Annotated in this window: 12 protein-coding genes; 9 read left to right on the top strand and 3 right to left on the bottom strand. The window is 37.0% G+C overall.

Going from position 1 to position 12,684, the window contains the following annotated elements:
* The 5 genes from ACTBZY_RS07935 to menD all read left to right on the top strand — a co-directional run.
* A partial coding sequence (locus ACTBZY_RS07935) for an LptF/LptG family permease (protein ID WP_463045792.1) occupies positions 1 to 1,325 on the top strand: 1,325 nt, incomplete at its 5' end.
* Between the two features lie 64 nt (positions 1,326 to 1,389).
* Entirely contained in the window at positions 1,390 to 1,665 is a 276-nt protein-coding gene (rpsO, locus tag ACTBZY_RS07930; RefSeq protein WP_463045791.1) for a 30S ribosomal protein S15, read from the top strand.
* A gap of 133 nt (positions 1,666 to 1,798) precedes the next feature.
* Positions 1,799 to 3,934 carry a polyribonucleotide nucleotidyltransferase gene (gene pnp, locus ACTBZY_RS07925; RefSeq protein WP_463045790.1) on the top strand — a complete coding sequence of 712 codons (2,136 nt, stop codon included), beginning with the start codon at positions 1,799 to 1,801 and terminating at the stop codon, positions 3,932 to 3,934.
* Positions 3,935 to 4,025: 91 nt separating this feature from the next.
* Positions 4,026 to 4,889, top strand: a complete 864-nt coding sequence (locus ACTBZY_RS07920; RefSeq protein ID WP_111369981.1) for a sigma-70 family RNA polymerase sigma factor — start codon at positions 4,026 to 4,028, stop codon at positions 4,887 to 4,889.
* Positions 4,890 to 4,997: 108 nt separating this feature from the next.
* Positions 4,998 to 6,644: a 2-succinyl-5-enolpyruvyl-6-hydroxy-3-cyclohexene-1-carboxylic-acid synthase gene (gene menD, locus ACTBZY_RS07915; RefSeq protein ID WP_463045789.1), complete on the top strand. Its 1,647-nt coding sequence runs from the start codon at positions 4,998 to 5,000 to the stop codon at positions 6,642 to 6,644.
* A gap of 129 nt (positions 6,645 to 6,773) precedes the next feature.
* On the opposite strand, the gene ACTBZY_RS07910 is transcribed toward menD, so the two are convergent.
* Positions 6,774 to 7,325, bottom strand: a complete 552-nt coding sequence (locus ACTBZY_RS07910; protein WP_463045788.1) for a hypothetical protein — start codon at positions 7,323 to 7,325, stop codon at positions 6,774 to 6,776.
* Positions 7,326 to 7,632: 307 nt separating this feature from the next.
* Between ACTBZY_RS07910 and ACTBZY_RS07905 the strand changes: the two genes are divergently transcribed.
* Positions 7,633 to 8,862, top strand: coding sequence for an MDR family MFS transporter (locus tag ACTBZY_RS07905; protein WP_463045787.1), 1,230 nt, complete (start codon positions 7,633 to 7,635; stop codon positions 8,860 to 8,862).
* Positions 8,863 to 9,091: 229 nt separating this feature from the next.
* Here the strand turns inward: ACTBZY_RS07905 and ACTBZY_RS07900 are convergent, their stop codons facing one another.
* On the bottom strand, positions 9,092 to 10,129 hold the full coding sequence (locus ACTBZY_RS07900; protein WP_463045786.1) for a tetratricopeptide repeat protein: 1,038 nt from the start codon (positions 10,127 to 10,129) through the stop codon (positions 9,092 to 9,094).
* A 3-nt stretch (positions 10,130 to 10,132) separates the two neighbouring features.
* Between ACTBZY_RS07900 and ACTBZY_RS07895 the strand changes: the two genes are divergently transcribed.
* Positions 10,133 to 10,372, top strand: a complete 240-nt coding sequence (locus tag ACTBZY_RS07895; protein ID WP_463045785.1) for a hypothetical protein — start codon at positions 10,133 to 10,135, stop codon at positions 10,370 to 10,372.
* Between the two features lie 87 nt (positions 10,373 to 10,459).
* Here the strand turns inward: ACTBZY_RS07895 and ACTBZY_RS07890 are convergent, their stop codons facing one another.
* Positions 10,460 to 11,554, bottom strand: coding sequence for a chorismate mutase (locus ACTBZY_RS07890; protein WP_463045784.1), 1,095 nt, complete (start codon positions 11,552 to 11,554; stop codon positions 10,460 to 10,462).
* A 210-nt stretch (positions 11,555 to 11,764) separates the two neighbouring features.
* Here ACTBZY_RS07890 and ACTBZY_RS07885 point away from each other — a divergent pair, with 210 nt between their 5' ends.
* Both ACTBZY_RS07885 and ACTBZY_RS07880 read left to right on the top strand, forming a co-directional pair.
* Positions 11,765 to 12,421, top strand: a complete 657-nt coding sequence (locus ACTBZY_RS07885) for a lipoprotein signal peptidase (protein ID WP_463045783.1) — start codon at positions 11,765 to 11,767, stop codon at positions 12,419 to 12,421.
* On the top strand, positions 12,418 to 12,681 hold the full coding sequence (locus ACTBZY_RS07880) for a hypothetical protein (protein ID WP_463045782.1): 264 nt from the start codon (positions 12,418 to 12,420) through the stop codon (positions 12,679 to 12,681). Before ACTBZY_RS07885 ends, ACTBZY_RS07880 begins: the two co-directional genes overlap by 4 nt.
* Positions 12,682 to 12,684: the final 3 nt, after the last annotated feature.

Below are 12,684 nucleotides of genomic sequence, written 5' to 3'. Positions count from 1 at the left end.
CTTTAATTACGGTACCCACAGCACTTCCTCTTTCTATCCTTCTGGCTGCTTTAATGAGCTTTGGGAACTTGGGAGAGCATACCGAACTCACTGCCTTAAAATCTGCTGGAGTACCTGTTTCTAGGATTATACTTCCTGTTTTTGTTTTCACCGTAGGGATTTCTATCTTTTCTTTTTTCTATAACGACAGAATGACCCCATGGGCCAATCTAAAAGGTTATTCTTTGCTTTGGGATATTAGAACTACGAAAGTGGCTTTAAATATCCAAGAGGGTATTTTTTATAGAGAAATACCTGGTTATAGCATTAAAGCCAAAGAAAAATTTCCGGACAATGAAACCTTGAAAGGTTTAATCATTTACGATCACTCCGATAGAAATGGCAACAAAAACGTTACAACGGCAGATTCTGGTAGAATGTACATGATGCATGATGAATCTTATCTGGTTTTAGAACTTTATGATGGCTATAACTATTCTGAGCAAAAGAGCGATCAAAGCATGAACGACACGCCATTCATGAAGAACAAATTCAAGAAAAACAGGATGGTTTTCTCCATGGAGTCTTTCAACTTGAAGAGAACCAGTGAAAATCAGTTCAAGTATCACGCTTACATGAAAAATGTCAGGGAACTTGAAGAGCAAATAGATTCCACAAGATTATTAATTGAAAAGCAAAGCATAACGCAAGTTGCCTCGGTTAAAAACCTTAGCAACTATCAGTTTAAAAAAATCCCCGCTAAATATGATATAGATTCTGTTTCTGGGGATAGTACCTTGAAAGTGATAATTCCTGGTCCTTGGATAGATGAAAAAATAAAAGCCCTAGAGAGCGGAAACAGGATGAATGAAATCTGGTCGGTGGCCATTTCTTCTGCCAGAAGCTTCAAAAGCCAGTTGTCTACCAATTCGGCTATGTTAAGCTCAAAAAGGCGAGAGATGTACAGTGCAGATGTGGAGCGATGGCATAATTACACTTTTGCAGTGGCTTGTCTAGCCATGTTTTTGATTGGTGCTTCCTTAGGAACCATTATTAAAAAAGGAGGTTTTGGTGTGCCCGTTCTTATTGCTATCAGCTTTTTCATTTTCTATTATGTGATGATGCAGGTTACCGATAAAAATGCAAAAGAAGGTCTAATGCCCGTTGTGATAGCGGTATGGATACCAGATGCGGTCCTCATGACAATGGGTCTATTTCTGCTCAATAAAGCCACCAAAGATGCAAGACTCTTTGATTCAGATATATATAGACAGTATTGGGATAAACTGAAACCATATTTGGCATTCGGAAGAAATAAAATAAAAGCGAATCCATCAGCGGGTTAAACTGAAAAAATGCCTATCTTTGCGGCTGTTTTATTTATTACCATTAAATCTAGGTTAACATCTTATGTATTTAACTTCGGAGAAGAAAGAGGGAATTTTCGAATCGAAAGGTTTCCAAAAGAAAAGCAATGATACTGGTTCTGCGGAATCTCAAATTGCATTATTCACTTACAGAATCGCTCATTTAACAGAGCATCTTAAGAAACACAAAAAGGATTACTCCACTCAGAAAGGCTTATTAGGCTTAGTAGGTAAGCGTCGTAGCCTTTTGAAGTATCTTATGAAAAAAGATATCAATCGTTACAGAACGATAATAGCTGAATTAGGAATTCGTAAGTAAAAAAAATAGGGGGCTCCAATTATATTGGGGTTCCCCATTTTTTGTTTTAACACGTGTTAACTATCCCCGCGGAATACGAATAGGATAAAATCATCGCATCAGAAAGCGGAAAATGCGATATAAAAATTAATAGATGTTTAAAATACATTCTCAAACTATCCAATTGCCGGGTAGTAAAGACATCACAATCGAAACAGGGAAATTAGCTCGTCAAGCAGACGGTTCCGTAGTTTTACGTTGTGGAAATGCCATGCTTCTAGCCACTGTAGTTGCAAAAAAAGAGGCTAAAGAAGGCGTAGATTTCCTCCCATTATCTGTAGATTATCAAGAGAAGTTTGCCGCTGCTGGTAAAATTCCAGGTAGCTTCCAAAGAAGAGAAGGAAGACTTTCAGATAATGAAATACTTATTTGTAGATTAGTAGATAGGGCTTTACGTCCAATATTCCCGAAAGATTATCATGCAGACGTTCAAGTAATGATCTCTATGATTTCTTCGGATCCTGAAGTATCTCCTGATGCTTTAGCGGCTTTAGCAGCCTCTGCAGCACTTTCTGTTTCAGACATTCCATTTAATGGTCCTGTATCTGAAGTAAGAGTTGCGAAAATCAATGGTGCTTATGTTATCAATCCAGATATTTCTGCATTAAAAGGTGCTACTTTGGATTTGATTATTGCAGGTACTGCAGATAATATCAACATGGTAGAGGGAGAAGCTGACGAAGTTTCAGAACTTGAAATGATTGAAGCCATCAAAGTAGGCCACGATGCTATCAAAGTTCATTGTGCATCTCAAATTGCCTTAGCTGCAGCCGTAGGTGCCACAGTTAAAAGAGAATACTCTCATGAGACTAACGATGAAGCTCTAGAAGCCAAAGTAATGGCAGACCTTTATGATCAGGTTTATGCTGTAGGAGCTTTAGGAACAGGAAAAGATGGTAGAAGAGATGGCTATAAAGCTATTTTGGATGCTTATATCGCCAAATTTGAAGAGGCAGAAGAAGAAGTTAATTTAGACTTAGTTGGAAAATATTTCTCTGAAGTTAAGTACAAAGCGTCTAGAGACCTTGTATTAAACGAGAGAAAAAGATTAGACGGAAGAGCTTTAACTGAAATTAGACCTATTGAGTGTGAGGTAGATTACCTTCCGGGTGCTCATGGTTCTGCTCTTTTCACTAGAGGAGAAACTCAATCTCTTTCTACCACTACAGTGGGAACAAAATTAGATGAGCAGTTGATTGACCAGACCATGTTTTCTGGTTATTCTAAGTTCTATTTACATTATAACTTCCCAGGTTTCTCTACAGGTGAAGTAAAACCAAACAGAGGAGCATCTCGTCGTGAAATTGGTCATGGTAACTTGGCTCAACGTTCATTGGCTAAAGTAATGCCTTCTGAAGAGGAAAACCCATACACTGTTCGTATCGTTTCAGACATATTAGAATCTAATGGTTCTTCTTCTATGGCAACGGTATGTGCTGGATGTTTATCGCTTATGGACGCTGGTATTAAGATTAAGGCTCCAGTTTCTGGTATTGCCATGGGTCTTATTACAGATACGGCTTCTGGAAAATGGGCGGTTTTATCTGATATTTTAGGTGATGAAGATCATTTAGGAGACATGGACTTTAAAGTTACAGGTACTGAAAAAGGTATCGTGGCTTGTCAAATGGACATTAAAGTAGAAGGTCTTTCTTTTGAAATCGTAGAGCAAGCATTGGCTCAAGCCAAAGACGGTAGACTTCATATCTTAGGAAAGATGAAAGAAGCTATGGGTGGCGTAAGAGAAGAGATGAAATCTCATGCTCCTCGTGCTCATAAAATGACTATCGATAGAGAATTTATCGGTGCCATTATCGGACCTGGTGGAAAAGTGATTCAAGAAATGCAGCGTGAAACGGGTGCTACTATCAATATTGAAGAAGTAGGTAACCAAGGAGTCATTTCTATTTTCGCGACAAGTGGAGATAGCATGAACGATGCGGTAAATAGAATTAAAGGCATAGTAGCGGTACCTGAGGTTGGTACAGTTTATGATGCTAAAGTTAAATCTATTCAGCCATTTGGTGCTTTTGTAGAGTTCTTACCTGGTAAAGAAGGTTTACTACATATTTCTGAGATTTCTTGGGAGCGTCTTCCTTCTATGGATGGTGTTTTGGAGTCTGGCGAAGAAATTCAGGTTAAGCTTACAGAAGTAGACAGAAAAACAGGTAAGTACAGACTCTCTAGAAAGGTTTTACTTCCTAGACCAGAAAGAGCTGAATCTAAATAGCAAAAATTAAGCGAACAATAAAAGGGCAATTAGTGTTGTTCTTTTATACAATCGCTAAATATATAAGTAGGATTGAAACAAATAAAGCAATATGAGACAACTAAAAATCAGTAAACAGATTACCAATCGCGAGAGCCAATCTCTTGATAAGTATTTACAAGAAATTGGTAAAGTGGACTTGCTTACTCCTGATGAGGAAGTAACGCTGGCTCAGAAAATTCGTGAAGGTGATCAACTGTCTCTTGAAAGGCTTACTAAAGCAAACTTGCGTTTCGTTGTCTCGGTGGCAAAACAGTACCAAAATCAAGGCCTTTCATTAGGCGATTTGATTAATGAAGGTAACTTAGGCTTAATAAAAGCAGCCCAAAGATTCGATGAAACAAGAGGTTTCAAATTTATTTCTTACGCTGTATGGTGGATTCGTCAGTCTATCCTTCAGGCTTTGGCAGAACAATCTCGTATTGTTCGTTTGCCTTTGAACCGTGTAGGTTCATTGAACAAAATCTCTAAGAAGTACTCTGAACTAGAGCAACACTTCGAAAGAGAGCCTTCTCCAGAAGAATTGGCTGAAGTTTTAGAGATTACTGCCAAAGAAGTGGTAGATACCATGAAGATTTCTGGTAGACACGTATCAGTAGATGCTCCATTCGTTCAAGGTGAAGAAAATAGCCTTTTAGACGTATTGGAGAATGATATGGAGGAAAAGCCGGATTCTGAACTAATGGCAGATTCTTTAAGAAGGGAGGTTTTAAGAGCCCTTTCTACACTTACGCAGAGAGAAGCAGAAGTAATTATGTATTATTTCGGACTGAATGGTGAGCAGGCGATGACGCTTGAGGAAATTGGTGAAAAATTCAATTTAACTCGTGAGCGTGTTCGTCAGATCAAAGAAAAAGCCATCAGACGTTTAAGACAAACTTCTAGAAGTAAAGCTTTAAAAGCCTATTTGGGTTAATTAAACCTAAAGACAAAAGACTCGAGATTAAAGATTTTATAATCAATCTTCGGTCTAAGTAACATAATAGCTAAATTTGAAGGCACTCGTTTCGAGTGCCTTTTTTTTATGACCAAACTAGAACCTTTTCAGCAGCTCGCTAGATTATGCCTTCAGAAAGGCATAGAAAACGTAATCATTTGTCCAGGCAGCAGGAACGCCGCTCTTACCATAGCTTTTACCCAGCAAAAAGGTCTAAAATGTTACAGTATTTCAGACGAACGTTCTGCGGGCTATATTGCCTTGGGGATGGCTTTACAATCGGGAAAGACGAGTATCATCATTTGTACTTCTGGAACAGCCGCATTAAATTTTGCCCCCGCCGTGGCAGAGGCCTATTTTCAAGAAATTCCTTTATTGGTACTCACGGCTGATAGACCACCAGAATGGGTGCATCAATACGATGGGCAGACTATTTTTCAAGAAAACTTGTACGGAAAGCATGTTAAAGGTTCTTTTTCATGGTCTCCCGACCAAAATGAAGAAGCATTGACTGCAGCCGCAAAAATCAGTAATAGGGCTATAAACATTTGTCAGTCTAGGCCACTGGGTCCTGTTCATATCAATATTCCTATTCGGGAGCCATTTTATCCAGATGCCATTTCCGAAATAAAACAAGAATGGGAGCTAATCCCAGCTTTAAAATCAAATAAAACCATAGACTTGCCGAATTTTACGGAAACTTTATTAAAGTATCCGAAGAGACTTTTAGTTGTAGGCCAGCAGCATAATGAAACTGTAAAAAAGCAAGCGGCAGCTTTTGCAGAAAAGTTTGGTTTTGTTTTAGTGGCAGACACCATTGCCAATGTAGATGATGGAATTAAAAATCACGATCAATTTTTAAAGCATGCTGAAAAGGAGCACCTAGCACCCGATTTACTTTTCAGTACTGATATGTCTTTGATTTCAAAATCTTTGAAATTGCTTTTAAGAAACGGAGAAATAAAGGAACACTGGCATATTCAGGATAATCCTGCTTTTATCGATCCTTTTAGATCTCTGACGAAGAAAGTTGAAATGGCTCCTCAGACATTTTTTGAACAATTGTCCTTAAGTCCATCCGTTGCAGTAGATAACTCTTATCAAAACACTTGGCACACCTTAGAAAATAAGGCCAATACGGATATCAAGTCCTTTTTCGAAAAGCCTGTATTCTCTGAATTTCATGTATTAAAAGAAGTCTTAGCTCAAATTCCCGAAGGAAGCGTTATCCACGCTGGAAACAGCATGAGTATACGCTATATTAATGCTTTACAGACATTTATAGACCCAAGTGTTATGATTTACTGTAACCGAGGGACAAGCGGCATAGACGGCTCTTTAAGCACCGCAGTAGGGCAGGCTTTGACTGCAGATAAAACTGTTTATTGTATTTTGGGCGACTTAAGCTTTCAATACGACAAAAATGCTCTGTGGAACAGGTATTTGCCAGTGAATCTTAAAATCATCATCCTTAATAATGCTGGAGGAATTATCTTCAACATGATAGATGGACCTCAAAAGCAAGACGCTTTTAAAGACTTTTTCAGAACGGAACAACCAAACAAGGCTGATTTAATAGCAGAAGAATACGGTTTAACTTATTTCAGTATCAAAAATCAAGAAGAAATAGCCTTGAAGCTTTCTGAATTCTTGAATACAAAAGATACATCAATTTTGGAGGTTTTTACGGATTATGATAACAATGTGAAGGTTTTTAAATCTTTTTTTAATTAAATTCAAATTAGAGATTGTAGCACATCAAAAAATCCGTAAATGCTCTATTTTAAACCCGGTTTATGCATTGGAAAAAAAAAAGACCTCCATTTCTAGAAGTCTTTCCTTTTTATACGAAAAGTACTATAATTAAAACCTAATACCCAAAGTCATGGTATTGATAAAAGTCCCTGTAATACCTTGCGTATAATTCAGGCCTAAAGAAGAGTTTATACCAAAGTTAAAGCGGTCAATATTAATACCTAGTCCACTTTGAACCTCAAAACCAAAAACGCTCTGATAATCGTCTGACTGATAAGAAGGAGGATAATTTGGATCATAATATCCATCATAATAATAATAGTTGCCCTTCACCAAAGAATATCTTAAACCAGGTCCAATACTCCAAGAAACCGTTCTATCCATTCCAAATGGATAAAGTTTTAAAGTAGGGGAGATACCAAATCCTTCATAGCCAACTTCTGCAAAATAATATTGAATGGGCAGTTGCCATGCCATTTTAGAAGTAATTTCCCTTTCATAGGAAACGCCAATTCCCATGACGCCATCCTCTGCATACGCACCAATAACAATAGGCTGAAAACTTAAAATCTGGGATGGTTTTTCTTTCACAAGCAGATCCTGTGAAAATAAAGATGAAGTGCTTAGAATTCCAAGTAGTACGATAAGGAGTGATTTCATGTGCTTGTGTTGTTTTTATAAGGATGCTTAAAAGTAGAAAATAGTTGTTCCAGCAAGACTAAATCTTTTATGGGAAAATGGATGCTGCATTGTAATTCCCTCCCCTATAAACTTTTCAGCTAAACCTTTCATTTAGTCTATTAAATTCCTTTAGCTTTGAAGCGTGAAAAATCAATCTAAACTTATGGAGACCTGCAAAAAATATTCTGTCAAGAATATTAGGGATAACTATATGCGAGGATGATATTAAAAATATTGTATTTGTTTTTGTATTCCAGCTCACAGCTGGATTTTTTAGTTTAATACCATGTTAAAGAAAACGACGGATTTATATCTAGAAGCATTTAAAGGATTGTCTAAAGAGGTATGGTGGCTGGCTTTGGTAACTTTTATCAATAGAGCAGGTACCATGATTTTACCTTTCCTTTCAAAATACTTAAAAGAAGATTTGCATTTTTCTTATGGAGAAGTAGGTTGGATTATGGTCTGCTTTGGTATTGGTTCTTTTGTAGGAGCATGGCTTGGAGGTAAATTAACAGACCGAATTGGTTTCTATAAAGTTATGATCTGGAGTTTACTCATCTCTGGAGTTCTATTTATTTTCCTTCAGTTTGTTGATTCATTTTGGGGTTTATGTGCTAGTATTTTCTTGGTGATGAGCGTAGCCGATATGTTTAGGCCTGCCATGTTTGTTTCGCTAAATACTTACAGTAAACCTGAAAACCGTACACGCTCTTTGACTTTAATACGACTAGCCATTAATTTGGGTTTTGTAATTGGTCCTACCATGGCCGGTATTATCATTATTGCCAGTGGATATGATATGCTTTTCTGGATAGACGGGCTTACATGCATTGTATCTATCGTTCTGTTCAGGATATTGGTTAAAGAAAAGGTGGGGAGAAGAAAAACCAAAGAAGAAATTAAGCTTCTAGACATCGAAGCAGCCGTTTATAAAGATAAGCCTTATTGGATTTTTCTAAGTATTAGCTTTCTAATCGGTGTTATCTTTTTTCAAATTTTCACCACCATGCCACTCTACCATAAAGAGCAGTTTAACCTTACGGAGTTTGATACCGGCTTATTGTTTTTCCTAAACGGACTCCTGATAGTGCTATTTGAAATGCCTATGGTAAATTGGATTGAAAAAAGGAAAATTCCAGAAACTAAACTCATTTATATCAGTGCTATCCTGGTTATGCTGAGTTTCCTGGTACTTTTGGTAAAAGCTTGGGCAGGAATATTGGTGATAAGTATGATTTTGATTACGCTCGGAGAAATGATAGGATTTCCTTACACCAACGCCTTTGCCATGAAAAGAGCCAAGAAAGGAAACGAAGGCAGATACATGGCTCTATATTCTATGTCGTTTGCATTAGCACATATAATAAGTCCAAAACTTGGCTTAGACATGGTTTCCAGATATGGCTACGCCATAAATTTCGGTATCATAAGTGTCTTAGGCCTTCTGACTGTTATGCTATCTTTCTGGCTCATAAAAGTGGTGGAACAAGAAAAGATATTGAGTAAAAGCTAATTTTAACCTGGATTATGCGTTGGGGAATCGTTATGAGTATTTAAAGTACAATAAATCAGATAATTAAAGGTAATTAGCATAGCGTTTACCCTGAGCTAATGTCGAAGGGCTATGGTGATTGAGTTTAAATGGGTGTATCCTGTGCTGAGCCTGACGAAGTATACTGATTTGAAGCAATTTAGCTCCGGTCCCGATAAAATCAGGAGATTGCTTAATGCATAAAGCGGGTTTAAGGACAACGCTTGTATTCATTTTCTGATCTTAGATCTCCTAATAGAGCTCCTCTTTTAAAAAAGGAGCAAGCCGCACTTTTATTTCCCATCTTATCTTCCAAGATCCCTAGATAATAATAAAGAAACTCAACTTCAGGATTACTTTTTTCAACGGAAGTTAAAATGGTCTTGGCTTTGCTTAAGTTTTCCGTTTTAATATCCAATATTGCTGAATTACGCAAAGAATAGGCATTGTCTGGCTGAAGCTTCAAAGCCTGTTCCACAAAAGCAGCAGCATCTTTCACTTTATTATTTTCTAATAAGTTTAATGCATGCGTATTGATAAATGTAACTTCGTTGGCTTGAAGTTTAATGGCTTTTTGAGAGTAAACTAAGGCTTCATCCCAGTCGGCTAATTGAGCAAAAGTGGCACTGAGATTATTTAAAGCAAACGCAAAATCTGGCTGCTCAGAAATAACGGAAATAAAAGCCTCTTTGGCGTTTTCAAAATCTCTTTTCTGATAAAACGCGTAACCTAGATTAGTTAATGTTTCAAAATTAAAAGGACTCAATTCTAAAGATTTCTGAAAATCATTAATCGCGGCATCAGGGTTATAAGCCTGAATATAATACTTGCCTCTTAAATCATAAAACTTTGAGGAATCTGCATAGGAGGGAGCCAGATTTTGCAGTATCTGCTCACTCTCCTTCAGTTCACCTAAATTAATTTGTGCAGCAGCCAAGTTTAATTTGGCTTGTGAAAAGGTATCATCTAATTCTACTGCTTTCCTATAATCATTTCTAGCCTTTTCTATATTCCCTAGTTTTTCAAAACATAAGCCACGATTATTATATGCATCTGCAAAATCAGGGACTTTTTCTATGGCCTCTGTAAATAGCTCTAAAGCTCTTTCTGTTTCATTTTTTTTGAAATGAAAATTGCCGCGTTCAAAAAACTCCGAAGCTTCTGTCTTATTTTTGTTGCCACAGGCTAAAATGGAGCCTAATATAATTAATAAAGTGCCTGTTCTCAGGCTCTTTTGAAACCAATTCATATTATGAGATTTGTAAAAGATATACCGAATTCCTATTGTAAAACTTCCCTTTATGTGTTTAACAACAAATATATTATAAAGTTTGAAGCTGGCCTTTTAGAGCAGGTATTTAAAGTGTCTGAAATGGATGTCAGTGGAGATGAAGAGGTTCTTTCCATGTTGACAGATGCCTTTTATGCCAGCGTTATTCAACGTTTTAAAGAAATGGCAGAAGATTTTAACAAACTTTTGAGCGAATATTAAGGGCCTAAGCCCTAAACTAATCTTCTTAAAAAGCAAAAGGCTGTCTCAAAATGAGGCAGCCTTTTATATTTCTTAAAAACGGATGAATTAAACCGCAGTTTGATTCATTACTTCCGTTTGCTTTCTAATAGACTCCATGTGAATCAATTTGAAAAGTTCTTCAACCGTTTCTGGATAAAGATTTAAAGCTTTTCCCCATTTAGCACGAGAATCATGAACTTGGTTCCAACGGTCTAACTGAAGAACAGCAGTGTTGTTTTCTCTTTTGTAATCTCCTAATTGCTCTACTACAGCCATTCTAGAAGCTAAAACCTCTAAAAGTTCTCTGTCTATATTATCTAATCTACCTCTAAGTGTTTCCAATTGATCTTGAAAATCTGCACCGTAAGTAGCATTTCTAAATTCAATTCCTTTAAGCATTTCGCCTAAAGCTGCAGGAGTAAGCTGCTGAGAAGCATCAGACCACGCCTCATCCGGATTTCTATGAGACTCTATAATAAGACCGTCATAGTTCAAATCCATAGAACGCTGTGTAATTTCAGCCAATAAAGAACGCTTACCCGCAATATGACTAGGGTCACCAATCATTGGAATGTCAGGGAAAATAGACTTAAATTCTACCGCTATTTGCCACATTGGAGAGTTTCTATACTTCGTTTCCTGAGCATTAGAAAAACCTCTGTGAATGGCACCTAATTTAGTAATACCTGCACCATTGATACGCTCAAAAGCACCAACCCATAAAGCCAAATCTGGATTGATAGGGTTTTTGATCAGTACAGGTACATCTACTCCTTTCAAAGCATCCGCTAAAGCTTGTACGTTAAAAGGGTTTACTGTCGTTCTTGCTCCCAACCAAAGAATATCAACATCATATTTCAATGCTAATTCAATGTGTTCTGGAGTAGCTACTTCAATAGCTGTTTTCATCCCAGTTTCCTTTTTTGCTTGTTGCAACCAAGGTAAAGCGGCCTCACCTACGCCTTCAAAAGAACCTGGACGTGTACGTGGTTTCCATACGCCTGCTCTTAAAACATGGGCATAGCCTTCTTTTGCAATCTCTCTTGCCGTTTGAAGATATTGTTCTTCAGTTTCAGCACTACAAGGTCCAGCAATAATTAATGGTTTCCCTCCAGTGTCAATCCAACTTTCTAGAGGCTCGGTGTTTAATTTTACGTTCATTTTTCGTTTGTCAAGCTTACGCTTATCTAGATTCCTATTATAACCAACAGAGTATATTTCTGTCTCTATCAATTTTAAGGTCGTAAAGTTAAGATATTAAAACCAAAATAAATCCTAATGCAATTCAAAAAACTATGTTACTAGCAGGAAAAACATTTATTTTGCGTTTGTTTTAAAGAAAAGCATGGAATCACGGATTATAAGCAATACATGAAATCAGCATTAAAGTACTTTTTATTCGCATTTATTCTCATTATTGTAGATCAAGCCATTAAGCTTTGGATGCATTTTGAGGTCATTCCAAATCATTTCGGTGAGATTGACATCATTCCTGGATTTTTTAAACTTCACTACATTACGAACAAAGGCATGGCTTTTGGAATGGAATTAGGAGGAGAATATGGCAAACTTGCTTTAACCTTGTTCAGATTGGTAGCGATGGGTGTCATTGCTTGGTATTTGGCACAATTATCTAAGAAAAATACGCACCAAGGTTTATTATGGTGCCTAGCGGCTATTCTTGCTGGAGCTATAGGAAATGTTCTAGATAGTACGTTCTATGGTGTTTTCTTAAACAATGCACCTTTTGACGCTTCCACACCTTGGTTTCATGGTCAAGTGATTGACATGTTTTACGCTTACGGTTTAGACGGATATTGGCCAGATTGGATTCCTGTTCTTGGTGGCACATATAATAATACACCGATTTTCAATTTTGCAGATGCCTGTATTTTCTGCGGTGTTGTAGCCATTTTAATTTTCCAAAAATCTTTTATTGATAATACAATAGAAAACCATTCCAACGGCCCTGAGCTTGAGGAAACAAATAATTCAGAAATAATTGACTCTTTGACTGACAACAAATGACAACTACAGATAAAAAAATTAAAGGAATAAGTGCTTCCATAATCATATTGACTTTTGTCATGATATTCTTACCAGCACAAATAGCCTTTCCATTTATTCAAAAGATTATAATTGCTATAACAGGTGGGATTTCTGTTTTGCTACAGGTGTATGTTCTTTTTATAACATCTGATAGAACAAAAAAAACTCAGAGCTATATTTTACTAGCCCTGAGTGTTTTGGCCATTGGCCTAATGGTATATGTTTACGGATCTAAGTAAGAA

The organism is Arcticibacterium sp., assembly GCF_055134445.1.
The sequence above is the reverse complement of the archived record's forward strand: the minus strand, read 5'-3'. Positions and strand labels throughout refer to the sequence as shown.